Origin of the sequence: Diaphorobacter sp. MNS-0, from assembly GCF_019602835.1 — a bacterium.
Classification (GTDB): domain Bacteria; phylum Pseudomonadota; class Gammaproteobacteria; order Burkholderiales; family Burkholderiaceae_C; genus Diaphorobacter; species Diaphorobacter nitroreducens.
In genome coordinates, this window is record NZ_CP080761.1 from 2,919,504 (window position 1) to 2,943,201 (window position 23,698).

25 protein-coding genes are annotated in these 23,698 nt (G+C 64.7%); 10 read left to right on the top strand and 15 right to left on the bottom strand.

Going from position 1 to position 23,698, the window contains the following annotated elements; all coding sequences use genetic code 11:
* Positions 1-391 precede the first annotated feature (391 nt).
* Entirely contained in the window at positions 392-1,129 is a 738-nt protein-coding gene (locus K2L43_RS13955) for a hypothetical protein (RefSeq protein ID WP_103737443.1), read from the top strand.
* Here K2L43_RS13955 and K2L43_RS13960 read toward each other — a convergent pair.
* Positions 1,097-2,467, bottom strand: coding sequence for a cytochrome P450 (locus K2L43_RS13960; RefSeq protein WP_103737442.1), 1,371 nt, complete (start codon positions 2,465-2,467; stop codon positions 1,097-1,099). The two genes, K2L43_RS13955 and K2L43_RS13960, sit on opposite strands and share 33 nt — an antisense overlap.
* A gap of 195 nt (positions 2,468-2,662) precedes the next feature.
* Here K2L43_RS13960 and K2L43_RS13965 point away from each other — a divergent pair, with 195 nt between their 5' ends.
* Complete coding sequence (locus K2L43_RS13965) at positions 2,663-2,845, top strand: hypothetical protein (RefSeq protein ID WP_348639061.1); 183 nt, start codon at positions 2,663-2,665, stop codon at positions 2,843-2,845.
* Here K2L43_RS13965 and K2L43_RS13970 read toward each other — a convergent pair.
* The 4 genes from K2L43_RS13970 to K2L43_RS13985 form a co-directional block, all read right to left on the bottom strand.
* The gene (locus K2L43_RS13970; protein ID WP_103737441.1) at positions 2,842-3,192 is read right to left on the bottom strand and encodes a hypothetical protein; all 351 of its coding nucleotides are present in this window, start codon (positions 3,190-3,192) and stop codon (positions 2,842-2,844) included. The genes K2L43_RS13965 and K2L43_RS13970 overlap by 4 nt on opposite strands.
* Positions 3,193-3,498: 306 nt before the next feature.
* Positions 3,499-3,831: an antibiotic biosynthesis monooxygenase gene (locus K2L43_RS13975; RefSeq protein ID WP_103737440.1), complete on the bottom strand. Its 333-nt coding sequence runs from the start codon at positions 3,829-3,831 to the stop codon at positions 3,499-3,501.
* Positions 3,832-4,012: 181 nt separating this feature from the next.
* Entirely contained in the window at positions 4,013-5,419 is a 1,407-nt protein-coding gene (locus tag K2L43_RS13980) for a heavy metal sensor histidine kinase (RefSeq protein ID WP_255580604.1), read from the bottom strand.
* Positions 5,416-6,114 carry a heavy metal response regulator transcription factor gene (locus tag K2L43_RS13985; RefSeq protein WP_103737438.1) on the bottom strand — a complete coding sequence of 233 codons (699 nt, stop codon included), beginning with the start codon at positions 6,112-6,114 and terminating at the stop codon, positions 5,416-5,418. The genes K2L43_RS13980 and K2L43_RS13985 overlap by 4 nt, the downstream gene beginning before the upstream one ends.
* 118 nt (positions 6,115-6,232) lie before the next feature.
* On the opposite strand from K2L43_RS13985, the gene K2L43_RS13990 reads away from it, so the two are divergent.
* The 8 genes from K2L43_RS13990 (at position 6,233) to K2L43_RS14025 (ending at position 14,020) form a co-directional block, all read left to right on the top strand.
* Positions 6,233-8,050, top strand: a complete 1,818-nt coding sequence (locus tag K2L43_RS13990) for a copper resistance system multicopper oxidase (RefSeq protein ID WP_103737437.1) — start codon at positions 6,233-6,235, stop codon at positions 8,048-8,050.
* A 38-nt stretch (positions 8,051-8,088) separates the two neighbouring features.
* Positions 8,089-9,057, top strand: a complete 969-nt coding sequence (locus K2L43_RS13995) for a copper resistance protein B (RefSeq protein ID WP_370632964.1) — start codon at positions 8,089-8,091, stop codon at positions 9,055-9,057.
* A 33-nt stretch (positions 9,058-9,090) separates the two neighbouring features.
* Complete coding sequence (locus tag K2L43_RS14000; protein ID WP_103737436.1) at positions 9,091-9,597, top strand: plastocyanin/azurin family copper-binding protein; 507 nt, start codon at positions 9,091-9,093, stop codon at positions 9,595-9,597.
* A gap of 29 nt (positions 9,598-9,626) precedes the next feature.
* The gene (locus tag K2L43_RS14005) at positions 9,627-10,109 is read left to right on the top strand and encodes a DUF411 domain-containing protein (RefSeq protein WP_103737435.1); all 483 of its coding nucleotides are present in this window, start codon (positions 9,627-9,629) and stop codon (positions 10,107-10,109) included.
* A 41-nt stretch (positions 10,110-10,150) separates the two neighbouring features.
* The gene (locus K2L43_RS14010) at positions 10,151-10,621 is read left to right on the top strand and encodes a hypothetical protein (protein ID WP_246867445.1); all 471 of its coding nucleotides are present in this window, start codon (positions 10,151-10,153) and stop codon (positions 10,619-10,621) included.
* 10 nt (positions 10,622-10,631) lie between these two features.
* A complete protein-coding gene (locus K2L43_RS14015; RefSeq protein ID WP_103737434.1) occupies positions 10,632-10,910 on the top strand; it encodes a DUF2933 domain-containing protein in 279 nt (92 codons plus the stop codon).
* A gap of 176 nt (positions 10,911-11,086) precedes the next feature.
* Positions 11,087-11,590, top strand: a complete 504-nt coding sequence (locus tag K2L43_RS14020; RefSeq protein WP_103737433.1) for a cytochrome c — start codon at positions 11,087-11,089, stop codon at positions 11,588-11,590.
* Positions 11,591-11,695: 105 nt separating this feature from the next.
* Positions 11,696-14,020, top strand: coding sequence for a copper-translocating P-type ATPase (locus K2L43_RS14025; RefSeq protein WP_220637798.1), 2,325 nt, complete (start codon positions 11,696-11,698; stop codon positions 14,018-14,020).
* 90 nt (positions 14,021-14,110) lie between these two features.
* Here K2L43_RS14025 and K2L43_RS14030 read toward each other — a convergent pair whose 3' ends face one another.
* The 10 genes from K2L43_RS14030 to lepA all read right to left on the bottom strand — a co-directional run bounded on the left by K2L43_RS14030 (position 14,111) and on the right by lepA (position 23,551).
* The gene (locus K2L43_RS14030; RefSeq protein ID WP_103737509.1) at positions 14,111-15,163 is read right to left on the bottom strand and encodes a 6-phosphofructokinase; all 1,053 of its coding nucleotides are present in this window, start codon (positions 15,161-15,163) and stop codon (positions 14,111-14,113) included.
* Positions 15,164-15,344: 181 nt separating this feature from the next.
* Positions 15,345-16,436, bottom strand: coding sequence for a beta-N-acetylhexosaminidase (gene nagZ / locus K2L43_RS14035; protein ID WP_220637799.1), 1,092 nt, complete (start codon positions 16,434-16,436; stop codon positions 15,345-15,347).
* A 105-nt stretch (positions 16,437-16,541) separates the two neighbouring features.
* Positions 16,542-16,934 carry a holo-ACP synthase gene (gene acpS, locus K2L43_RS14040; protein ID WP_220637800.1) on the bottom strand — a complete coding sequence of 131 codons (393 nt, stop codon included), beginning with the start codon at positions 16,932-16,934 and terminating at the stop codon, positions 16,542-16,544.
* Between the two features lie 58 nt (positions 16,935-16,992).
* The gene (locus tag K2L43_RS14045) at positions 16,993-17,766 is read right to left on the bottom strand and encodes a pyridoxine 5'-phosphate synthase (protein WP_220637801.1); all 774 of its coding nucleotides are present in this window, start codon (positions 17,764-17,766) and stop codon (positions 16,993-16,995) included.
* Positions 17,763-18,530 carry a DNA repair protein RecO gene (gene recO, locus K2L43_RS14050; protein ID WP_220637802.1) on the bottom strand — a complete coding sequence of 256 codons (768 nt, stop codon included), beginning with the start codon at positions 18,528-18,530 and terminating at the stop codon, positions 17,763-17,765. The genes K2L43_RS14045 and recO overlap by 4 nt, the downstream gene beginning before the upstream one ends.
* A 119-nt stretch (positions 18,531-18,649) precedes the next feature.
* The gene (era, locus tag K2L43_RS14055; protein ID WP_220637803.1) at positions 18,650-19,663 is read right to left on the bottom strand and encodes a GTPase Era; all 1,014 of its coding nucleotides are present in this window, start codon (positions 19,661-19,663) and stop codon (positions 18,650-18,652) included.
* Positions 19,660-20,346 (bottom strand): ribonuclease III, encoded by a 687-nt coding sequence (rnc, locus tag K2L43_RS14060; RefSeq protein WP_220637804.1) that lies wholly within the window; start codon positions 20,344-20,346, stop codon positions 19,660-19,662. The genes era and rnc overlap by 4 nt, the downstream gene beginning before the upstream one ends.
* A 2-nt stretch (positions 20,347-20,348) precedes the next feature.
* Positions 20,349-20,723 carry a DUF4845 domain-containing protein gene (locus tag K2L43_RS14065; RefSeq protein WP_220637805.1) on the bottom strand — a complete coding sequence of 125 codons (375 nt, stop codon included), beginning with the start codon at positions 20,721-20,723 and terminating at the stop codon, positions 20,349-20,351.
* A 27-nt stretch (positions 20,724-20,750) separates the two neighbouring features.
* On the bottom strand, positions 20,751-21,728 hold the full coding sequence (lepB, locus tag K2L43_RS14070; protein WP_220637806.1) for a signal peptidase I: 978 nt from the start codon (positions 21,726-21,728) through the stop codon (positions 20,751-20,753).
* Positions 21,729-21,742: 14 nt separating this feature from the next.
* A complete protein-coding gene (gene lepA / locus K2L43_RS14075; RefSeq protein WP_220637807.1) occupies positions 21,743-23,551 on the bottom strand; it encodes a translation elongation factor 4 in 1,809 nt (602 codons plus the stop codon).
* Positions 23,552-23,698: the final 147 nt, after the last annotated feature.

Consider the following 23,698-nt stretch of genomic DNA (forward strand, 5'->3'; position numbering starts at 1 on the left):
AAGCCGCTCCGAACCGCCCCTGGATTCGCGAGGCTGTTCAGCATGACATTAACGGGAAGTAAACTTATCCACAGCCACATGGCACGACTACACTCCAACAGATAGATGGGGTCAAAATTGAACAGAAATCGGAGGGGCAGGATTGCGTCGAAATCAACAGATCAAAATTAATGATCAGGGCTGAATATGCCAGAGTGAACCAGTCATGCATTCGCACTACCTAACCCACTGCAAACTGGCTGTATTACTTTTTTTCTCACTCTCGCTGTCCGCCTGCTCGACAGGGAGGATAGAACAATCACGCTTACTCCCCGGAGAAACTTCCGACGAAATCAGGATGGTTCGGAACCTACCCAGAACGACCGTCCGCTGCCATGCAGCGATTGCCCCCTTGGCCGATAACTCCGTCAACCGCCGCAACACGCTTTTCGTCCATCCCGGCCTGCTTCTGTTCGGTCTGCACTGGGATCGCAGTCTTGCCGTTGAAGCCGGCACCATCCTGACCGAGTATCGCTTCGCCGGAAAAATGCTGGAACTGCCGGATCGCGATTTGACACCCATCTACCAGCATGCCATCACAGGCCCAGGCACGGAGTTCATAGGTATTCACTACAGCATGGGCGGGCGCCCCGACATTCTGCGCGGCAGCTTAGACGCCATCAAGCAGGCGGCCCAATTCAGAGGCGTTCCGCTTCATTATCATGCGCTGCTCTTCGACCCGTTCTCAATATCGGACATTGGAACTCTGATCGACGTCAATGAGTCGGAGCTTGGCTACGTGTTCGTCCTGCTTTCCAGCGAATACTCGTTTCTCAGGCCCGATATCCGGAGCCTGCCCAGGTCATTCATCGAGTCGGAGAAGGTTTTCTTCATTTATGCCGAGGACTTCGGGGAAAGCTGGGGCCACTTCGGCATGCTCAATGCGTTTCGCGGGCAGCATTTCAAGGATTCCGAGCACAGCGGTGGCGAGAAAATGCGTACCCTGTTCCAGGGAATGCTCGCCTTGGCACTCAATGGCCAGCATGCGCCCGCGCTTCAGGACAAGCAGGCCTGCGAGAGTTCGCCCGACTACGCCGAAATCAGGGACATGACCTCTTCATCGCAATCCGGCACGAGGGGAAAACCGTAAGCGGAAATCATAGTCTGGCCGCGAAGTCAGGTTGCCCAGTGGCTTGGGCACTCGCTTGCTCACGCGCTCGACATGGTGGTGGGCCAGTAACTCCGATAGGATGACCTTGAGTTCTGCTTCGGCAAAAGACTTGCCGGGGCAAAATCGCGCGCCATAGCCAAATGGCTGGAAGCGCAGCTTGGCATGCTCCCCTTTCTCCCCTATACCGAGCCAACGAGCAGGGCAAAACTGGGCAGCAGTTTCCCAGTTCTCCTTGTGGCGCTGAATAGTCCAAGGGGAGATGGCAATCGAACTTCCTCCGGGCAATTGTTTTCCACGAAATTCAACGCTCTCCTTGATATCCCTGAAGTAGAAGGCAATTGGCGGATACAGCCGCAGCCCCTCATGGATTAGGTTCTCTACCGCCCTAGCATAAGCCTCCCCGTCGGTCTCAACCGCGCGCAGGCCATCCACCAGCGAAACATCGCCCGCGATCTCCCATAACAACCAGCTCAACACCGATGCGGAAGTCTCATGCCCGGCGAGAATCATCACCGACACCTCATCGAGCAAAAGTTCGGCCAGTTTTTCCCGGGGCACATCGCCCGCTTCTTCCATCAAGGCCGCCACAAATGGCGGTAAATGCAATCCCGGCAGCCCCCCCTCCCCCGAGACTCCCAGCAAAGGCATGACGAAGCGATGGCGCATGATCTCGCGCATTTCATGGCCAATCGTGCTGAGCTGAACGTTTTCCAGGAAGCGCGATTCCTGCGCAGCACCGCCCGCAGTGCAGAAGACCACCGAAGGGTTGCAGCGCTTGTGGTATTCGAAGAAAAGATCCACAAATCGCAGGCTCTCGGCGACTGAGAAACAATCCCCGAAGATCACCGTGGTCACAATATCAATGGTCAAGCGCGACATCTCGCGCGGCACTGGTATGACCCCTCCCGCAGCATCCCAATCTGCAATGTAGCGTTTAGTCAGCACCGCTGCGGCCTGCGCGACCTCGGCGTCCGTAACCCTGGTGAGGGTCTTCAAATAAGTTCTGCGACGCGTGCGAACCTCACCCCCACCCGGCTGGCCGAAAACCCCCTTCCCGATCAAGGGCTGGAGCATCGCCTCCAGGTGCGTGCTCTTCGGGAAATTCCCATCCTTGTCCACGAGCACACACTTGGCGACCGACAGATCGTTCGCAAGCGCGATACTTCCTGCCGGAACCTGGTACACCAGCAGTTGCCGTTCAAATGCCTTCCACCCAAGAAAACGCATTGGACTCGGCATCCAGCGGGCCATGGCCCGGCACACTAACACCGAACGCAACGCCACGTTCCCGAGGATACGAAAAAAGCTCAACATCATCGACGGTCAATCCGGAAAATTAAACACTATTGGCAAAACCAATGAATCGGAAGTTTCCGAGCCCATCATGCCAGCCTTCGGTAACCCGGGATAGATTTCGACTTTGCGTTCTGCACCTGCAGCTTGCCCCGGTCATCAACCCAGTCATCGACCAGATGATGGGCAAGCACTGGCATCCAGTTTACCAACGCCCATGTGCTGGATGCCGCCGCCCCGCAGCGCATGGCCGCCGTCACCATCCAACCCACGCTGGAACACGATGAAAAGCGCCACACCCTGCGCGGCCCGCTGCTCACCACCGTGCTGGCCGCAGCTGGCGTGGATGAATGCCTCACCCACCGCAAACAAAAACCACAACGAACAGTTGCCTCGGCTTAAAAAACCATCACATGGTCAACAAGATACCTTCCGCCCTGTTCAACCAGAACCATCTCCGCCACAAACTCACCTGGAATTTTGCTGAACCCTTGCCTCCAGACGATAGCCACCGATTCAGGCCGCCGGAAAATCGCCACGAAATCTCGATTGGTGAAAAACCCCTTGGTGCTTTGATACTCTTGGCAAATCCACACCAGACGTTCTTCTGACAGAACCCCTTTCAGGCGATCCGTGAAATCCTGAATGTGCCTCTCGTAATCAACTTCCGTCGACGCATCCATCAAGTTATCCATGATTGGATTGGCAATCGACAGGATTTCAGCATCTGATTTTTGGGACAGATTCATATGACTTTCTATTGAGCATAACGTTGACACCAAACAGCGGATAGAGACTGGCATAGCCAGTCATAGGTCGTCCGCTTGATCAGAAAATTAGGTACGACAGGGAGGGGATTACCCATAAAAATTGCTTCCGGAACGAATAGGTCAACAAAAGCCACAGCGCACTCTGTGGGATTCATGGTCTTCTGCATATTCCAAATAAGAATTAAACGACAGTGATCTTACGAGATGTAGTCGGATAAGACAAAGCGCTGCAACGTTATGCCCTGAGCGTACCCACCAATCCAAGCTGCTAGACCGACTGCGCATTCACCCGCCGCAACGGGTGACAGGCAGCCGATCATCAAGCCTTGAATCCCCATAAATCCGCAACACCTGCGAGATAACCACCTGATAACCCTCCAGCCAATTGGCTTGCGCCTGTTTGGCCTGCAGGTGTTTGGGGTGCTGCACCAGTTGCTGCAGCGCTTCCAGCGACTCCCAGTAATAGACATTGGAAATAAGGCCGGTTGTGGGGTTCTCCCAGGCTTCCTCGCCCAGGTATCCGGGGATGGACTTCGCCAGCGCGGCAATCTCCTGATCAAGCCGATGAAAGGCATCGTCGAACTGCTTGGTGGAAAAGATGAAGGTGGACGAATACATGGTGGCACGGCCCCAGAGAAAATATCAGGAAAATTGGACTCTAACGCTTATGGGTAAAGCGCTGACAGCTATTGAATATGCAGCACCCGGACAAACCACCCCTACTCCCCCAGGCACATGCCGATGTCGCACCGCGGTGATCGGCTCATGCTGCAGCGGGACCATGCGGCCGAACCGCCCACTATGGGCTCGCCCGTGCCGGCAGCACTATCTCAAAAACATTCCCATCGTGTTCGCTGAAGGCTCTGACGCTGCCCCCGTGCGCCTGAACGATGGCTTGTGCGATCGCCAGACCCAGGCCGGCCCCCTCGCTGGCGCCGATTTCGTGGCTGCGATCGGATTCGGCTCGGTAAAAGCGCTCGAACAGCCTTGACAGCACTGCCGGCGGGATGGGCGTACCCGCGTTTCGTACGGCAACGCTGACTCGATCTCCATGCCGCTCGATCCGCACATCGATCGCCTCACCGCGCGGGGTATAGCGCAGAGCGTTGGAAAGCAAGTTGTTCATCGCTCTGCGCAGCATCAGGCGGTCACCCGGCACCGTGGCCGCGCCTTGCAGGCGCAGTGCAACGCCACGGTCTTCCGCCAGCGCTTCGTAGAAGTCGAACAGCGCGTGTACTTCATCGGCCAACACGACAGGTTCGCGCGAGGGCAGCAAATGACCGTGCTGCGCTTTGGCCAACAGCAACATATCGGCCACCGTGCGTGCCAGGCGTTCCAACTCCTCGGCATTGGATGCCAGGACTTCGCGGTACTCCGCGCTCGTACGCGCCTGGCCAAGGGTGACCTGGGTCTGCGTCAGCAAGTTCGACAAAGGGGTACGCAGCTCATGCGCAATGTCGGAGGAAAAGCGGGTCAGGCGCTCAAACGATTCTTGAAGCCGCTCCAGCATGGCGTTAAGCGCACTCGCCAGCTCCGCCAGCTCCGCAGGCACGGCTTCGACGGGCATGCGTTCGTCGAGGTCGCCCGATCCGATGCGTGCCGCTTTCCTGCCCATGAGGTGCAACGGTTTCAGGGCCCGTCGCACCGCCCACCACGCCAGCAGCGCGCAGCCCAGACCCGTCAGCAGGACGTATCCAATCAGCGCGCGCCGAAAGTTGGCGATGAAGGCTTCGTGATGATGAATGTCGAGCGCCATGGCCACGGTGAGCGGCGAAGCGCCGTCCAGCGCCGAGGTCATCAGCATGGCGCTTCCGCGCCACGCATGCTCGCCTTCACGCCAGGTGATTATTGGAACCGGGTGCGTCACACCGACCTGTTGCATGAGCGTGGCCGGCATGGCACTGGCGTTCTGCTCGAACCAAACCGACCCGTCAGGGGCCTGCACGCGCACTGCAAGGTCATGATGGCTGGCAAAGGATGAGTCAAGCCGGGCGGGCAGCGCCGTCATCGCCGCGGCGGAGTCTGCCTGCGCGATCAACGTACGTGCCTGCTGCAAATGGCTGTGCAGCGTGCCGCGGTCCTGCGCCTCGAAATGCGCGTCGAGCGCCCACATCGTCACGCCGCCGAGTACCCCCAGCGCAAGGCTGGCCAGGCCCGCCACCAGAAGGGTCAGCCGGGTGCCGAGAGAGGCGCGGCCCCCTATCACCAAGCGGGCGCCTCGTCGTCCAGAACGTAGCCCATGCCGCGCACGGTCCGGATCAGCTTGGGCTGAAACGCATCGTCCACTTTGGCGCGCAGGCGCCGCATGGCGACTTCGACCACGTTGGAGTCGCTGTCGAAGTTCATGTCCCAGACCTGGGAAGCGATCAGCGAACGCGGCAGCACCTCGCCACGGCGGCGCAGCAACAACTCCAGCAGCGCGAACTCCTTGCCCGTCAGTTCGATGCGCTGACCGCTGCGTGTCGCACGTCGGCGCAGCAAATCCAACGTGAGGTCGGCGGCCTGCAGGGTGGCCGCTTCGCCCTCCGTCGTGTTCATTGCGGCGCGCCGCAGCAAGGTGCGCACCCGCGCCAGCAATTCGGCAAAGGCGAATGGCTTGACCAGGTAATCGTCAGCGCCGAGTTCCAGCCCCTTGACGCGATCCTCCACCGTGTCGCGTGCCGTGAGAAAGAGCACCGGTGTGCCCTTTCTGCCCGACTGGCGCAGCGCACCCAAGACCTGCCAGCCGTCGAGGCCGGGGAGCATGACGTCGAGCACGATCAAGTCATGGTCACCCGTCAAGGCCAGGTGCAGGCCATCGGGACCATTGCGTGCGAGTTCCACGTTGTAGCCTGCCTCGCACAGGCCTTGGCGCAGATAGTCGCCGGTCTTGGTTTCGTCCTCGACGATCAGGATTTTCATGGTTCAGGGCCGAGTGTGAGACCGAGTGTGCCTTCATCTGTACGACGCCGGCGTAGATGATAAAAATGTAATCGGCGCGTCATCCTGGTGTCGGCGGCTGGGTCAGAAACTGGCTGCCATGCCTCACCCCACACTCTTTCCCAACCTTCCGCACCCGACGCGGCGCCGGTTCGCACAGATTCTGGCCATGTACGGCACGTTGGGTGCCCTGGCCCCCGCCGCGTCGTGGGCGCAAAGCGATCTCCCCGCCGCGCGCACCGGCACGCCGCCCGAGTTGCGCGGCCCCCAGTTTGATCTGACGCTGGCGGAAACCTCCGTCAACTTCGATGGCCGGACCGGCATTGCCACCACCATCAACGGCAGCCTGCCCGGCCCCACGCTGCGCATGCGCGAGGGCGAGACGGTGACGATCCGGGTCACCAATCGCTTGCGCGAAGCAGCCTCGATCCACTGGCACGGCATCATCCTGCCGTTCCAGATGGACGGCGTGCCGGGCATCAGCTTTGCCGGCATCGCGCCGGGCGAGACCTTCACCTACCAGTTCAAGCTGGAGCAAAGCGGCACCTACTGGTACCACTCCCACAGCGGCATGCAGGAGCTGACCGGCATCTATGGCGCGCTGATCGTGGAGCCGCGCGGCGGCGAGACCATCCGCGCCGACCGCGAGCATGTGGTGCTGCTCTCGGACTGGACTGGCAGCGACCCGATGCACGCCTTGAACATGCTCAAGGCCCAGGGCGACGTGTTCAACCAGAACCGCCCGGCGATGCGCGACTTCCTGCGCGACGTGCGGGCGCGCGGGCTGAGCGCCACGCTCCAGGATCGCGACATGTGGAACGCCATGCGCATGAGCCCGACCGACCTGGGCGACCTGTCTTCAACCGTGCTCAGCTACCTGGTCAATGGCAGTGCGCCGGGCGCCAACTGGACGGCCTTGTTCAAGCCCGGCGAGCGCGTGCGCCTGCGCTGCATCAACGGCTCCGGCAACACCTTCTACGACTTGCGCATCCCCGGACTCAAGCTCACCGTGGTGCAGATGGACGGCCAGGACGTGGAGCCCGCGACCGTCGATGAGTTTCGCTTCGGCCCCGGCCAGACCTGCGATGTGCTGGTGCAGCCCAAGGACGACGCCTACACCATCTACGCGCAATCCATGGATCGCACCGGCTTCGCGCGCGGCACGCTTGCCGTTCGCCAGGGCTTGAGCGCGCCCGTCCCCGCGCTGGACCCGGTGCAATGGCTGACCATGGCCGACATGATGGGCGGCATGAGCCACGGCGGCGGCCACGACATGGCCGCGATGGGCCATGGCTCGATGGCTGGAATGAGCCACGGCGACATGGCCGGAATGAACCACGGGAGCATGCCCGGCATGGCACATTCCATGGCGCCCAGCCCGCTGCAAAAGCCCGGCACCACGGTACGCCACGCGCGCACCGAGTGGGGCCCCGGCACCGACATGCGCGTGGACATGCCGCGCACCAACCTCGACGACCCCGGCGTCGGCCTGCGCAACAACGGGCGGCGGGTGCTGAACCTGGCCGATCTCAAGACGATCGGTGGCCCGCTCGATGCACGCGGCGCCGAGCGCGAGATGGAACTGCACCTGACCGGCAACATGGAGCGCTACACCTGGTCGCTCGACGGCCTGGCATTCGCCGACAGCAAACCGCTGCACTTCCGCTACGGCGAGCGGCTGCGCGTCATCCTGCACAACGACACCATGATGACGCACCCCATGCACCTGCACGGGATGTGGAGCGAGCTGGAATCGCCGGAAGGTGAATTTCTGGCGCGCCTGCACACCATTCCCGTCCAACCGGCGCAGCGGGTGAGCTTTCTGGTCACCGCCGACGCCCTGGGCCGATGGGTCTGGCATTGCCACCTGATGTTCCACATGGACATGGGCATGTTCCGGGAGGTGGTGGTCGCATGAACGCCCTCGAAACCAAATCATTGACGGATCGCACACCCATGGCACAAACCACCTCGCTGGCCCTGGCACTCCTGTTGCTCGCCGGCGGCTCGGCCGCGTGGGCGCAGGGGCACCCACCAAGCGGTATGCACGACATGCACGGTGGCCACCCCAGCGCGCCCGGATCGGCTACCGCCCCTTCGGCAACGCAAAAGATGCCCGACGCACCAGCCATGCCCGGCGCGGACACCGCGCCCATGGATCACGGCAGCATGCAGATGCAGGGTGGCAGCCCTCCTGCGGACGCGCGCGACCCCAACGCCTACTCCGAAGGCTTCGAGCGCGGTCAAGGCCTGCATGTGCCAGACGGCGTGACGCGCCTCGAACTGGCGGATCAGCACGCTTTCGGCAATCTGCGCGTCAATCGCCTGGAGCGCGCCTGGACACGCCACGGGGGCAATTTCACCGCCTACGACCTGCAGGGCCGCTTCGGGCGCGATTTCGATCACCTGGTCGTCAAGGCGGAAGGCGAAGTCGCCAAGGGCAAGCTCCACGACTCGCGCACCGAACTGCTGTGGGGCCATGCCGTCGCCCCCTACTGGGACACCCAGCTGGGTGTGCGCTTCGACAAGGGCGAAGGCAAAAACCGCCAATGGCTGGCCGTCGGCATCCAGGGCCTGGCGCCGTACTGGTTTGAACTGGGCGCCACTGCCTACCTGGGCAATGGCGGGCGCACGGCCTTGCGGCTGGAAGGCGAATACGACTGGCGCCTCACCCAGAAACTGGCCCTGCAACCGCGAACCGAATGGACCTTCTACGGCAAGAACGACCGGGAAAACGGCCGTGGAAAAGGCTTGAGCACGGCGACTGTCGGCATGCGCCTGCGCTATGACATCACACGCCAGATCACGCCCTACGTCGGAGTCGAATGGCAAAAGTCATTCGGCCGCACCGGCGACTTCGCCCGTGCCGAGGGCGGCCGCGTCAGCCAGACCCGCTGGGTGGCCGGCCTCAGTTTCTGGTTCTGAACATCTCTTGAACGACTCACGAAGGAGTACCTGATGAACAAACATGCATTGACTTCGCTGCTGTTGGCGGCGGCATTTCCTGTGGCCGCGCTGGCTGCCGACAACCACGGCCACGGCCACGCCATGCCGGCCTCGCACGGCAACATGACGGCCGAGGAGCACGCCACCATGTCCGGCCAGCCGGGTGATCCGAAGAAAGTCACCCGCACGGTCGAGGTGGTGCTCGGCGACGACATGCGGTTCACGCCCGCCGCCATCGACGTGAAGGCTGGCGAGACGATCCGCTTCTTCGTGCGCAACAACGGACAGGTCAATCATGAAATGGTGCTCGGCCAGCTGGACGAGCTGAAGGCGCACGCCAAGGAAATGCAGGCCAACCCCGGCATGGTGCACAAGGAGCCGAACCAGGTCTTCCTGAAGCCAGGCCAGCGCGGCGGCATGGTTTGGCAGTTCACCCAGGCTGGCACGGTGGACTTCGCCTGCACCGTGCCGGGGCACCTCGAAGCAGGCATGGTCGGCCAGGTCAAGGTGACGCCTTGAACGCCAGGGCACAGCACAGGAGAAATGACATGACCACCTTCGCTTTGCGCCGTCGCCAGCTGGGCCAATGGGCCGCAGCAGGCCTGGGCATGCTGGTCGCCGGTTCGCTCCACGCTCAGGCGCGTCGTGCCGGCGTGGCACTCGAAGTCTGGAAGGACGCCAACTGCGGCTGCTGTGGCGACTGGATCACCCACATGGAACAGAACGGCTTCAAGGCCACGGTCCACGACACCGGCAACAACGCCGTGCGCGCCCGCCTTGGCCTTGCTACCAAGTATGGGTCGTGTCACACGGCACTGGTGGGCGGCTACGTCGTGGAAGGCCACGTTCCAGCCGCCGACGTGCAGCGCCTGCTGCGCGAAAAGCCGCAGGCGCTCGGGCTGGCCGCCCCAGGGATGCCCGTCGGCTCGCCGGGAATGGACGGCGCCGCCTACGGTGGCCGCCGAGACAGATACGACACGCTGCTGGTGCTGCGCGACGGCAGCAGCCGCGTGTTCCAGAGTCACACGTGAACGGTTTGATGCTTTATCCGAAGGAGCTGATGATGACTTCCATGACCAAGTTTTCCGCCGGTCTGCTGCTGGCGCTTGCAACGCTGGCCAGCGCCCAGGCACAGGCACCCATGGGCAGCGACCACGGCGCTCACCATCCCGGACAGGCCGCCGCCGCTGCGCCATCACCTGGCATGACGCCCTATCCGCCCAACGCCGAAACCATGCAGAACATGGATGCGCAAATGCAAGCCATGCGAGACATGCACCAGAAGATGATCGAGGCGAAGACGCCGGAGGCCCGGCAGGCGCTGATGGATGAACACATGAAGACCATGCAGGGCGGCATGCAGATGATAGGCATGATGCGCGGCCAGATGGCTGAAGGCGCACCGGCAAGCATGCCCGACATGCAGCGCCACAACCAATGGATGGAGAAGCGCATGGACATGATGGAGTCGATGATGCAGATGATGATGGATCGAATGCCCATGCCGCCCGCCTCCGCCCCTTCCAGGCCCGCCGCAAAGTGAGGAGTCGATCATGACCCATGACCATGCATCCCATCCGCAGGGTGGGCAGCCCGGCGGGTTCTGGCGCTCGCGCCATGCCCTGGGCCTGCTCGTGCTCGGCGCCGTCGCCGGGTATTTTTTATGGACTGAGCACCGCGCCCACCTGGAGCAATGGTGGCCCTATGCCCTGCTGCTGGCCTGCCCGCTGATGCATGTCTTCATGCACAAGGGCCATGGTGGCCATGGCGGGCACGGCGGTGGCGTCGGCGCGCCCGGCCACGGTGCTGGGCAAAACTCGGACAAGAGCTGAGACCAGACCATGGCGCACACAGGATCGTCGCATGGCATCCGGGAGTCCTGATGGCGTTTGGGAGCATGCATGCCGTGTGCCGCGTTGTCTTTCTCAGTGAGAAGGCACGACGCAGCCTTGAGCAATGCATCCGATAACCAGAACCAGGCCGCAAAAATGAGAACAGGGTGCTTGCCATGACGTTGAAACCGCTGGCCCTGGGAGCCGCAGGATTGCTGGCCTTGCTGCTGGTCGCGGGGGCGGGTTACTTCTCCCTGCGCGCCAGCACCCGGCAGGCGGCACTGCCTCTGCACAGCCTGCGCCCGGATGATCCCCAGGTGCTGCGCGTCGGCGCCCGCATCTACGCACAGCAATGTGCGGCCTGCCATGGCGCCAAGGGCGAGGGCCAGCCCGACTGGCGCGACCGCGGTCCCGATGGCCTTTTGCCGGCTCCGCCGCACGACGCGAGCGGCCACACCTGGCACCATCCCGACGAGCAGCTGTTCGCCATCACCCAGCAGGGACTGGCCCGGCTGATCAATCAGCCCGACTACCGCACGGCCATGCCCATATACGATGGCGTATTGAGCGACGATGAGATCGTGGCCGTGCTGTCATGGATCAAGTCGCAATGGCCGCCCGAGGTGCGGCAGCGTCACGATGACATCAATGTCCAGTACAGCAAGTCCTTGCGCCAATAGCCATCCGGACGTAGGGCGGACGAGAGAAGTAAGAGGGGTAAGAGGGACTTGACCTTTCCATGATGGCAAGGTCAAGAATCGAGGTAAATCGACGAAGGAACTGGCATGAACGACCATCTGCATCACCACGATCGTGCTGCGGGCGAACAGGCCCCGGCTGGCACCATCTACACCTGCCCCATGCACCCCGAGGTGCGGCAGGATCATCCCGGCAACTGCCCGATCTGCCACATGAACCTGGTTCCCGAGGGGCAGCCGGTTTCGGGCCACGATCACCACGGCCATGCGGCGGGCGCGCAGGCCCCGGCATCCGCGGCTCCGCCGCCTCAGGAGGCCCCGGCGGGCACCATCTACACCTGTCCGATGCATCCCGAGATCCGGCAGGACCATCCCGGCAACTGCCCGATCTGCGGCATGACACTGGAGCCGGTGATTCCGCTGGACGAGGAGGACAACAGCGAACTCATCGATTTCCAGCGCCGCTTCTGGTGGACGCTGCCGCTCACCGTCATCGTCACCATCCTGGCCATGTTCGGCCACAAGCTCGGCTGGTTCGACATGCGAACCCAGACCTGGGTCGAACTGGTGCTGTCGCTGCCGGTGGTGCTGTGGGCGGGTGCGCCCTTCTTCGCGCGCTGCTGGCAGTCCATCGTCAACCGCAGCCCCAACATGTGGACGCTGATCGGCCTGGGCACCGGCGCCGCCTTTGTCTACAGCGTGGTCGCCACGCTGGCGCCGGGGGTGTTTCCGGACTCGTTTGTCGCCCACGGCCGCGTCGCCGTCTATTTCGAGGCGGCCGTCGTCATCATCTCGCTGACCATGATGGGTCAGATCATCGAGCTGAAAGCGCGCTCGCAGACTTCGGCGGCGATCAAGGCGCTGCTCGGCCTGGCGCCCAAGACGGCGCGCCGCATCAATGCCGACGGCAGCGAGGAGGACGTGCCTTTGAACCATGTCCACGTCGGCGACCTGCTGCGCGTGCGGCCCGGCGAGAAAGTGCCCGTCGATGGGGTGGTGACCGAGGGCAGCAGCGCCGTCGATGAATCCATGCTGACCGGCGAGCCCGTGCCGGTGACCAAGCGCGCCGGCGACAGCCTGATCGGCGCCACGCTGAACACCAGCGGCGCACTCGTGATGCGCTCGGAGAAAGTCGGCGCCGCCACCATGCTGTCGCAGATCGTGCAGATGGTGGCCAATGCCCAGCGCTCGAAAGCGCCAATGCAGCGCATGGCCGACGTGGTGGCGGGCAAGTTCGTGGTCGTGGTGGTGCTGATCGCGATCGCGACTTTCTTCGCCTGGGGCTTCCTCGGCCCCGAGCCGAGCTGGGTGTACGGCCTGATCAACGCCGTGGCGGTGCTGATCATCGCCTGCCCGTGCGCGCTGGGCCTGGCGACGCCGATGTCGGTGATGGTCGCCACCGGCCGCGCGGCCACGCAGGGAATTCTGTTCCGCGATGCCGGCGCCATCGAGAAGATGCGCGAGGTGGATACGCTGATCGTCGACAAGACCGGCACCCTGACCGAAGGCAAGCCGGCCTTCGACACTGCCGTCGCGGCCCCCGGCTACACGACTGACGAAGTGCTGCGCCTGGCCGCCAGTCTGGATCAGGGCAGCGAGCACCCGCTGGCGGATGCCATCGTCCGCGCCGCCCGGGGCAAGGGGCTGGCGTTGAGCAAGGCCGACGACTTCGAATCGGGCAGCGGCATCGGCGTGCGCGGCACGGTCGAAGGCAAGCGCCTGGCGCTGGGCAACACCGCCTTGATGCAGCAGGAGAACGTGGCCACCGACGCGATCAAGGCGGACGCCGAGCGCCTGCGCGGCGAGGGCGGCAGCGTGATGCACCTGGCCGTGGACGGTCGGCTGGCCGGCATCCTGGCCGTCACCGACCCGATCAAGGCCACCACGGCCGACGCCATCAAGACGCTGCACGACAGCGGCCTGCGCATCGTCATGGCCACGGGCGACGGCTTGACCACGGCCCGGGCGGTGGGCGCCAGGTTGCGTATCGACGAAGTGCATGGCGAGGTCAAGCCGACCGACAAGCTGGCCCTGGTGGAGCGGCTGCAGAAGGAGGGGCACGTCGTCGCCATGGCCGGTGACGGCATCAACGACGCACCAGCCCTGGCCAAGGCCGACGTGGGCATCGCCATGGGCACCGGCACCGACGTGGCCATGAACAGCGGCCAGATCACGCTGGTCAAGGGCGACCTGCGCGGCATCGCCGCGGCGCGCGACATCTCCATCGACACCGTGGGCAACATGCGCCAGAACCTGATGTTCGCCTTTGTCTATAACGGCATCGGCGTGCCGATCGCGGCCGGGCTGCTGTACCCCTTCACCGGCTGGCTGCTGTCGCCCATGATCGCAGCGCTGGCGATGAGCCTGAGCTCGGCGTCGGTGGTTTTCAATGCGCTGAGGTTGCGGGCATAAGACGTTAGCAGCAGCCTTACAAGAGCACAAACCAAATCAGGTTCACGCCCTTACAGATAAAGCGCTAGCAGCTCCTGAAAACGAAGCAAATCAATCCCCCAGGCACACGCCGATGTCGCGCGCGGTGGTGATCAGCTCGTGATCCAGCGGCACCTTGCGCTGGGTGTTGGCCACGTCGGCAATGGGCACGCTGCCGATCTGGCCGCCCTGCAGGGTGACCATGCGGCCGAGGGCGCCGTTCAGCACCAGTTGCGCCGCGTGGTGGCCGAAGCGGGTGGCCAGCACGCGGTCAAACGGCGTGGGGTCTCCGCCGCGCTGCACGTGGCCGAGCACGGTGGCGCGCACCTCGCTTTTCAGGTGCGGCTGCAGCTGCTGGCGCAGCACGTGGCCCACGCCGCCCAGGCGCACCGGGTCGGGGCTGTGGGCGATGCGCTCGCGCACCGTCTGGCTGCCGCCGCGCGGCTTGGCGCCCTCGCCTATGCAGATGATGCTGTAGCGCTGGCGCTGCTCGCGCTCCTGGCAGTGGGCGATGACGGTTTGCAGGTCGTAGTCGATCTCGGGCAACAGGATGATGTCGGCCGCGCCTGCGATGCCGCTCTCCAGCGCCAGCCAGCCCGCGTGGCGGCCCATGGTCTCGACGATCATCACGCGGTGGTGGCTGTTGCCGGTGCTCTCCACGCGGCGCAGCGCCTCCGCCACCGTGGCGACGGCGGTGTCGAAGCCAAAGCTGCGCTCGCAGCTGGCGATGTCGTTGTCGATGGTCTTGGGCACGCCCACGCACTGCAGGCCCACCTGCTCCAGCCCGTGGGCCAGGCTCATGGTGCCGTCGCCGCCGATGGCCACGACGACCTGCAGGCCCAGGGCCTGCACGTTGCGCCCCACCTGGGCCAGCGTGGCGGCGTCCCTCAAGGGGTTGGCGCTGTTGCTGGTGCCCAAAATGGTGCCGCCCATGTGCAGGATGCCCGACACCTGGTCCCACACCAGCGGCCGGGTGCGCGGCGTGGCGCCCATCAGGCCCTCGAAGCCGTCTTCGATGCCCAGCACCTCGCAGCCGCCCTGGCGGATCAGCGACTTGGTGACGGCGCGGATCACCGCGTTCAGCCCGGGGCAGTCGCCTCCGCCAGTGAGCACACCTACGCGCAGCGTCATGACAGCCCTCCCCGGCGCCGCGCACCGCCCGCAGCGCGTGAAACCGGCGCGGCCCACGCCAGGGATGCCGAGCAAGGGCCGCCCCGCAGCGAGGGCATCGTTCCCCTTCCGCATTGCGCAGCAATGCCAGAGAAGGGGGAAGCCGCGCAGCGGCTCAGGGGGATGTACTCGCCCTTCATGGCAGCAGGTCCAGCGCGTGCATGTAGGCGGGCTGCACCATCAGATCGTCCCAGGGCTGGGGCAGGGTCTCGGGCAGCAGGGCCAGGCGGCGGGCCTCGCTGGCGGCGCTGGCAGGCCAGCGGCCCTGGGCCTGGGTGGCGTCCAGGCCGGCGATCAGCTCATCCACCGCGGCGCCGTCGCCCAGGCTCTGGTTGCACAGCAGCACCAGGTCGCAGCCCGCGTTGAGGGCGGCCACGGCGGCGTCGGTGTAGCTGACGACCTGGCCGTCCAGGCGGCGCGCGCCCTCCATGCTCAGGTCGTCGCTGAAGATGGCGCCGTCAAAGCGCAGGCGGCTGCGCAGGATGTCCTGCAGCCACTTGGCCGAGAAGCCCGCCGGGCGGGCGTCCACCCGGGGGTAGATGACATGCGCGGGCATGACGCTGGTGAGCACGGTGGACAGCCACGGGTAGGGCGCGGCGTCGTCTTGCAGGATGGCCTTGAGACTGCGCCGGTCCACCGGGATTTCGGTGTGCGAGTCGGCCGCCACGAAGCCGTGGCCGGGGAAATGCTTGCCGCAGTTGGCCATGCCCGCCTGCAGCAGCCCCTGCATGAGGGCCCGCGCCAGCATGGCAACCACGCGCGGGTCGCGGGCAAAGGCGCGGTCGCCGATGACGCCGCTGGCGCCGTAGTCCAGATCGAGCACCGGGGTGAAGGAGAAATCCACCCCGCAGGCGCGCAGCTCGGCGCCCAGCACGTAGCCTGCGGCCGTGGCCGCGTCCATGGCGCGCAGGGCGCCGCTGCCCTCGCGGTGCCTGGCGCCCTTGCCGTCGTCCAGCCACAGCTCGCCCAGCGCGCGCATGGGCGGGATGTGGGTGAAGCCGTCGGTCTTGAAGCGCTGCACGCGCCCGCCTTCGTGATCCACGCAAATCAGCAAATCCTCGCGCACGGCCTTGATGGCGGCGGTGAGCGTGAGCAGCTGCGCGCGATGCTCCCAGTTGCGCGCAAACAGGATCACGCCGCCGACCAGCGGGTGGGCCAGGCGGCGGCGGTCGGCGGCGCTGAGGCTGGTGCCTGCCACGTCGATGATGAGGGGAGCGTGTTCGGTCATGCGGTATTTACTTTCGCTTTGATCGTTGTGATCGTTGTGATCGTTTTGATATGGTTTTGATAGCTCCCAGCCCTTGATTAACAAGGGCTGGAGGCCGATTTGGCTTCAATCTTTCTCGACCACGCAAAAGCTCGCGGCGTAGTCGCTCTCGTCGGTCACGCTGAGGTGGGCGCGCAGGCCGCGTGCGTCGAACCAGTCCTTCAGCGCGCCGTGCAGCACGATGACCGGCTGGCCGCTGGGCTGGTTGGCGACTTCGCAGGCGCGCCAGGTCATGGGCATGCGTAGCCCCAAGCCAATTGCCTTGCTGAACGCCTCCTTGGCGGAAAAGCGCGTGGCCAGGTAGCGCACGCCGCGCTCGGGCCAGCGTGCCGAGCGGGCGCGCCAGGTGGCCAGCTCGCCGTCGGCCAGCACTTTTTCGGCAAAGCGGTCGCCGTGGCGCGCCAGGCTTTCGCGTATGCGGCGCACGTCGCAGATGTCTGTGCCTATGCCGTAGATCATGGGTTTATGAAGAAATCAGCCTGCAGCCCTTGTTCTACCTGGGCTTTGCGCTATTGAATCAATAGTTCCGCTCGGCCATGCCCTGGTCTATGCAGCGCTGGTAGGCGATGACCGCGTCGCCATAGCCCAGCTCCAGCGCGTCGGCGATCAGCGCGTGGCCTATGGAGACTTCCAGCACGCCGGGCACGTGGGCCAGAAAGTCGGCCAGGTTGTCGCGGTTCAGGTCGTGGCCCGCGTTCACGCCCAGGCCCGCATCCAGCGCGGCCTGGGCCGCGTCGCGGTAGCGCGCCAGCTGCGCGGCCTGCTGGGGCGTGCCCCAGGCGGCGGCGTAGGGCTCGGTATAAAGCTCCACGCGGTCGGCGCCCACGGCGCGGGCCGCCGCCATTTGCCCGGGCTCCGCGTCCATGAACAGGCTGACGCGCACGCCCAGGTTGCGGCATTCGGCGACCAGGGGGGCCAGGCGCTCGGCGTCCTGCGGCAGGCTCCAGCCGTGGTCGCTGGTGAACTGGCCCTCGCTGTCGGGCACGAAGGTGGCCTGTTGCGGGCGCACGCGGCGGATGAACTCCAGCAGGTTCTGCGTGGGGTTGCCCTCGATGTTGAACTCGGCCTGCGGCCAGCTGCGCAGCAGCTCGGCCAGCTTGTCCACGTCCTGCGCGCGGATGTGGCGCTCGTCCGGGCGCGGGTGCACGGTGATGCCCTGCGCGCCCGCCTCCAGGCACAGCCGCGCGGCGCGCGTGACGCTGGGAATGCCCAGGTGGCGCGTGTTGCGCACCAGGGCGACCTTGTTGACGTTGACGGACAGGGCGGTGCGGGGGTAGGCGGAGGTGGTCATAGCGATTGCAGATCCATCATGAGCTGGCGGGTGCGCAGCAGCGGGCTGCCGCAATGGTATTGCAGCAGCGCGCGCAATTGGGGCTTGAGCTCGGCGGCCACCGGCGCCACGGCGCGCAGCGTGGCCGGGTAGGCGGCGGCCGCATCCAGCGCCTGCTGCAGCACGCACCACTGCGCGCCCGTGAGCGCGGCGCGGTCGCCGCCGGCCGCGGCGCGCAGGCCGCCCTCGGCCACCAGGGCGTAGCGGCCCTGGGCGGCCAGGGCGCCCAGCGTGGCGGTCTCCGCATCCAGCGCGGGCAGCAGGCCGATCTCGCGCAGCAGCAGCAGCTCGAAGGCGCGCAGCACGGGCTCCAGCGCGTCGCCATGCTCGCCGCTGCCCAAAACACGCACCACGCCGGCGTACAGATCGAACAGCGCCGCATGCGTGTCCTCGCGCGCCAGCAGGCGCAGCAGCAGCTCATTGAGGTACAGGCCCGACAGCAGCGCATCACCCACCGGCATGACGTGGCCGCCAACCCACTCCGCGCCCTTGAGCGCGTGGATCTCGCCCCGCCCGACCTCGCCCGCCAGGCCCCAGGCCAGGCGCAGCGGCTGCAGCGGCAGCAGCACAGGGCGGAAGTTGGAGGTGGGTTTTTTTGCCCCCTTGGCAACCAGCGTCACGCGGCCGTAGTGGCGCGTGAACACATCCAGAATCAGGCTGGACTCGCTCCAGTCATAGCTGTGCAGGATGTAGGCAGGCTCGTCGGCAATGCGGCGTGAGGCCATTTTTTTGGGGAGAGGGTAAGTGGTAAATGGTGAGTAGTAAGTGGTGAATGCAGATTCGCCTCGCGCCCATTCACCACCCACGACTTACCACTCACCATTCACCACTTAGCAGAACCACCTCACTCATAGCCGAACGAGCGCACGCGCGCCTCGTCGTCGGCCCAGCCGGAGCGCACCTTGACCCAGACCTCCAGGAACACCTTGGCGTCCATGAGCTTTTCCAGCTCCTGGCGGGCTTCGGTGCTGATGCGCTTCAAGCGCTCGCCCTTCTCGCCGATGACCATGGCCTTGTGGCCGTCGCGCTCCACCACGATGGTGGCGGCGATGCGCAGAAAGCGCTTGTGCTGCTTGCTCTTTTCCTCGTCCCACTTGTCGATGATCACCGTGGAGGTGTAGGGCAGCTCGTCGCCAGTGAAGCGGAACAGCTTTTCGCGCACCGTCTCGCTGGCGAGGAATTTCTCGCTGCGGTCGGTGAGCTCGTCCTCGGCGTACCACCAGGGCTGCTCGGGCAGGTATTTCTCGCAGATGCCGTACAGGCGCTCGATGTCGTCACGCTTCTTGGCCGACATGGGCACGAATTCGGCGAACGGGTGGCGCTCTTGCATGCCCTTGAGCCAGGGCGCTATCTCGGCGCGGCGGTGCACGGTGTCGAGCTTGTTGGCGATCAGCAGCGTGGGAATGCCGGGCTTGAACAGGCTCAAGACCTTGGCGTCGGCCAGCGTGAAGCTGCCGGCCTCGACCACGAACAGGATCAGGTCCACGTCGCCGATGGCGCCCATCACGGTCTTGTTGAGCGACTTATTTAAAGCCGTGCTGTGCTTGGTCTGAAAGCCGGGGGTGTCAACAAACACGAACTGCGCCGCGCCGCGCGTGCGTATGCCGGTGATGCGGTGGCGCGTGGTCTGGGCCTTGCGGCTGGTGATGGAGATTTTCTGCCCCACCAGCGCGTTCATCAGTGTCGATTTGCCCACGTTGGGCTTGCCGACGATGGCGATCAGCCCGCAGCGCTGGCCCGCGGCGTCCGCCGCCGGGGCGCCTCCGGGGCGTGCGGCGGCGAGCATGGATTCAAGGTCATTTTGGCCGCTAGCCCCCGTCTCTTCTGGGCTGCCAGCTACGGTTTCTGTAGCATTCATACGTTCTTCGCTTTCAACTGGGCCAGCATGGCGCTGGCGGCGGCCTGCTCTGCCGCACGGCGCGACGCGCCGCTGCCGCGCTGCACCAGGGCCAGCTCTGCAATCGCGCACTCCACATGGAACACCTGGTTGTGCGCCGCGCCGGTGGTGGAGACGACCTGGTATTGCGGCAGCTTCATTTTGCGGCCCTGCAGCCACTCCTGCAACGCGGTCTTGGCGTCCTTGGCGGCCTCCTGCAGGCGCGGGGACAGCTCCACGCCTTCAAAAAGGCGGTGCACCAGGGCCTCGGCGCGTTCGTAGCCCGCGTCGAGATAGACGGCGCCGATGACGGCCTCCAGCGCGTCGGCCAGGATGGACGGGCGCAGCTTGCCCCCGGACTTGGCCTCGCCCTCGCCCAGGCGCAGCACCTGCGGCAGCTGCAGGCGCACGGCGATCTGGTGCAGCGAGTCCTGCCGGACCAGCAGGGCGCGCACGCGCGAGAGATCGCCCTCGGGCAGATCGCGCATGCGCCGGAACAGCAGGCTGGAGACGGCCAGGCTGAGCACCGAATCGCCCAGGAATTCCAGGCGCTCGTTGTGGTCGGCGCTGAAGCTGCGGTGCGTGACGGCGCGCTGCAGCAGCCCGGTGTTGGAGAAAGCATGCTGCAGGCGCTGCTGCAGCGAGGAAAGACTGTCTGGCTGCACTGTCAATTGCGGGCTTCGGTCGAATCCTGGAAGCGATAGACCAGGAACGCCGGGCCTGCCAGCGCAATCTCGCGCGAGTAGCTGAACTTCACGACGACCTTGTCGTTGACCTTGGTGACTTCCAGGTCCTTGCCCGCCACCGAGCTGATGTTGTCGATGGTGGCCGCGCGGTCGAAGGCGGCGCGGACTTCAGGCACCGTGGAGCCGTCGCGCGCGGCCTTGTTGGCGGCCTTCTTGATGGCGACGTATTCCAGAAAAATCGGAACCGATTGCCCACCAATGGCAAACGCCGCCACCGCGATCAGGCCCACGAAGATCACGCCGATGAACGTCAGCCCGCGCTGGCGCGAACGCGTGGCGGTGTGTTGCAGTCCCATGCCTGTTGCTCCCTCTGAAGATGCTGGTTAATTGAACGCGCCGATGCGCTTGAAGTCGCCAAAGTTCATCCACACGAAAAACGCCTTGCCCACGATGTTTTCGTCCGGCACAAAGCCCCAATAGCGCGAGTCGAGCGAATTATCGCGGTTGTCCCCCATCATGAAGTAATGGCCCTGCGGCACCGTGCAGGTCACGCCTTCGACGCTGTAGCGGCACTGGTCGCGGAACGGGTAGTTGCTGGCGCCCTGCACGAAGGCGGGCACCTCGGCGGTGTTGAGGATGCGGTGGCGGTGCTCGCCCAGCTGCTCGTCGAACTGCTGGAAGTAGCGCATCGCGTCCCGGTCGAAGAAGTCGGGCAGCGCCGTGGTCTCCACCGGCTTGCCGTTCACGGTCAGGCGCTTGTTCAGGTAGGCCACCTCGTCGCCCGGCACGCCCACCACGCGCTTGATGTAGTCCATGCTGGGCTGCGGCGGGTAGCGGAACACCACCACGTCGCCGCGCTGCAGCGGGCTGCCCTGGGTGATCTTGGTGTTGATCACGGGCAGGCGCAGGCCGTAGGTGAACTTGTTCACCAGGATCAGGTCGCCCACGAGCAGCGTGGGGATCATGGAGCCCGACGGAATCTTGAAGGGCTCGAACAGGAACGAGCGCAGCACGAACACGATGGCGATCACCGGGAACAGGCCCGCCGTCCAGTCCAGCCACCAGGGCTGCATGAGGATGCGGCCCTGGGCCTCCTGCAGGTCGGCCTGGTCCACCTTCTGGATGCCCATGCGGTCCAGCTCCGCGCGGCGCTGGGCGGCTGCGGCCTCCAGCGCCTGGGCGGCCTGGCGGCGGCGCGGCAGGAAGTACAGCCGCTCGGCCAGCCAGTACGCGCCCGTCACCACCGTGGCCAGGAACAGCAGCAGCGCGAAATTGCCCTCCAGCGCGCCCAGATACCAGGCGCCGATGTAGCCCACGAAGGCCGCGAGCACTGCGGCCGTGATGTATTGCATGACTTGCACTGCCGTCCGTCCTATCAGTCTTCAACCTGCAAAATGGCCAGGAATGCCTCTTGCGGCACTTCCACGGAGCCGATCTGCTTCATGCGCTTCTTGCCCGCCTTCTGCTTTTCCAGCAGCTTGCGCTTGCGGGTGATGTCGCCGCCGTAGCACTTGGCCAGCACGTTCTTGCGCAGCGCCTTGATGGTCTCGCGCGCGATGATGTTGGCGCCGATGGCGGCCTGGATGGCCACGTCGAACATCTGACGGCTGATGATCTCGCGCATCTTCGCCGCCACGGCGCGGCCCCGGTAGGCGGCCTGCGTGCGGTGCACGATGATGGACAGCGCGTCCACCTTCTCGCCGTTGAGCAGGATGTCCACCTTCACCACGTCGGACGGGCGGTATTCCTTGAACTCGTAGTCCATCGACGCATAGCCGCGCGAGACGGATTTGAGCTTGTCGAAGAAGTCCAGCACGATCTCGCCCAGCGGCAGCTCGTAGGTCAGCATGACCTGGCGGCCGTGGTACTGCATGTTCAACTGCACGCCGCGCTTCTGGTTGGCCAGCGTCATCACCGGGCCCACGTAGTCCTGCGGCATGTACAGGTGCACGGTGACGATGGGCTCGCGGATTTCCTGGATGCGGCCCTGGTCGGGCATCTTGGACGGGTTCTCGACCATGATGACCTCGCCGTCGCCCTTGACCACCTCATACACCACGCTGGGCGCGGTGGTGATCAGGTCCTGGTCGAACTCGCGCTCCAGGCGCTCCTGCACGATCTCCATGTGCAGCAGGCCCAGGAAGCCGCAGCGAAAGCCGAAGCCCAGCGCCTGCGACACCTCGGGCTCGAAGTGCAGCGAGGCGTCGTTGAGCTGCAGCTTCTCCAGCGCGTCGCGCAGCGCGTCGTACTGGTTGGCCTCGGTGGGGTACAGGCCGGCGAACACCTGGGGCTGGATTTCCTTGAAGCCGGGCAGCGCCTCGGTGGCCGGGCCTGCGTTGTTGGGCAGCTTTTTCTCCAGCGTGATGGTGTCGCCCACCTTGGCCGCCTTCAGCTCCTTGATGCCCGCGATGATGAAGCCCACCTCGCCCGCCTTGAGCGCATCGCGCGGCAGGTTGGCGGGGGTGAACACGCCGAGCTGGTTGGCCTCGTAGGCGGCGCCCGTGGCCATCATCTTGAAGCGCTCGCCCTTTTTCAGCTCGCCATCGACCACGCGCACCAGCATCACCACGCCCACGTAGGCGTCGAACCAGCTGTCGATGATCATGGCGCGCAGCGGCGCATCGGGCTTGCCGCGCGGGGCAGGCACCTTGGCGACGATCTGCTCCAGCACGTCGTCGATGCCCATGCCGGTCTTGGCCGAGATGGCGATGGCCTCACTGGCGTCGATGCCAATCACGTCCTCGATCTCGGCCTTGGCGTTGTCCGGGTCGGCCTGCGGCAGATCCATCTTGTTGAGCACGGGCAGCACTTCCACGCCCAGGTCGAGCGCCGTGTAGCAGTTGGCCACGGTCTGCGCCTCGACGCCCTGCGATGCATCGACCACCAGCAATGCACCCTCACACGCCGAAAGCGAGCGCGACACCTCATAAGAGAAGTCCACGTGGCCCGGCGTATCGATCAGGTTCAGGTTGTAGACCTTGCCATCACGCGCCTTGTATTGCAGTGCCGCGGTCTGTGCCTTGATGGTGATCCCGCGCTCCTTCTCGATGTCCATCGAGTCGAGCACCTGTGCTTCCATCTCCCGGTCGGCCAGTCCCCCGCAGCGTTGGATGATGCGGTCAGCAAGCGTGGACTTGCCGTGGTCGATGTGCGCAATGATCGAAAAATTTCTGATGTGGTTCATCAACGGGATACGACAAGTATTTGAACCGCAAGGCTCATGACAAGAAAAAAGGGCGCGTCAAACAAGCGACGCGCCCTGAACCAACAATCTTTGGCAACTGCGATAGTTGGAGCTTCATTGTAGGCAAAAAGGCCCCGACAAGGGGTG

Excerpts from the sequence above, each read along its gene's own strand:
- K2L43_RS14010 (WP_246867445.1), top strand. The coding sequence starts at position 10,151 with ATGACCAAGTTTTCCGCCGGTCTGCTGCTGGCGCTTGCAACGCTGGCC.
- era (WP_220637803.1), bottom strand. The coding sequence starts at position 19,663 with ATGAATGCTACAGAAACCGTAGCTGGCAGCCCAGAAGAGACGGGGGCT.
- K2L43_RS13975 (WP_103737440.1), bottom strand. The coding sequence starts at position 3,831 with ATGTATTCGTCCACCTTCATCTTTTCCACCAAGCAGTTCGACGATGCC.
- K2L43_RS13995 (WP_370632964.1), top strand. The coding sequence starts at position 8,089 with ATGGCACAAACCACCTCGCTGGCCCTGGCACTCCTGTTGCTCGCCGGC.
- K2L43_RS13970 (WP_103737441.1), bottom strand. The coding sequence starts at position 3,192 with ATGAATCTGTCCCAAAAATCAGATGCTGAAATCCTGTCGATTGCCAAT.
- nagZ (WP_220637799.1), bottom strand. The coding sequence starts at position 16,436 with ATGACCGAACACGCTCCCCTCATCATCGACGTGGCAGGCACCAGCCTC.
- K2L43_RS14065 (WP_220637805.1), bottom strand. The coding sequence starts at position 20,723 with ATGGGACTGCAACACACCGCCACGCGTTCGCGCCAGCGCGGGCTGACG.
- K2L43_RS14045 (WP_220637801.1), bottom strand. The coding sequence starts at position 17,766 with ATGACCACCTCCGCCTACCCCCGCACCGCCCTGTCCGTCAACGTCAAC.
- K2L43_RS14005 (WP_103737435.1), top strand. The coding sequence starts at position 9,627 with ATGACCACCTTCGCTTTGCGCCGTCGCCAGCTGGGCCAATGGGCCGCA.
- K2L43_RS14020 (WP_103737433.1), top strand. The coding sequence starts at position 11,087 with ATGACGTTGAAACCGCTGGCCCTGGGAGCCGCAGGATTGCTGGCCTTG.
- K2L43_RS14015 (WP_103737434.1), top strand. The coding sequence starts at position 10,632 with ATGACCCATGACCATGCATCCCATCCGCAGGGTGGGCAGCCCGGCGGG.
- recO (WP_220637802.1), bottom strand. The coding sequence starts at position 18,530 with ATGGCCTCACGCCGCATTGCCGACGAGCCTGCCTACATCCTGCACAGC.
- acpS (WP_220637800.1), bottom strand. The coding sequence starts at position 16,934 with ATGATCTACGGCATAGGCACAGACATCTGCGACGTGCGCCGCATACGC.
- K2L43_RS14000 (WP_103737436.1), top strand. The coding sequence starts at position 9,091 with ATGAACAAACATGCATTGACTTCGCTGCTGTTGGCGGCGGCATTTCCT.
- K2L43_RS13985 (WP_103737438.1), bottom strand. The coding sequence starts at position 6,114 with ATGAAAATCCTGATCGTCGAGGACGAAACCAAGACCGGCGACTATCTG.
- lepA (WP_220637807.1), bottom strand. The coding sequence starts at position 23,551 with ATGAACCACATCAGAAATTTTTCGATCATTGCGCACATCGACCACGGC.
- K2L43_RS13990 (WP_103737437.1), top strand. The coding sequence starts at position 6,233 with ATGCCTCACCCCACACTCTTTCCCAACCTTCCGCACCCGACGCGGCGC.
- K2L43_RS14025 (WP_220637798.1), top strand. The coding sequence starts at position 11,696 with ATGAACGACCATCTGCATCACCACGATCGTGCTGCGGGCGAACAGGCC.
- K2L43_RS13960 (WP_103737442.1), bottom strand. The coding sequence starts at position 2,467 with ATGATGTTGAGCTTTTTTCGTATCCTCGGGAACGTGGCGTTGCGTTCG.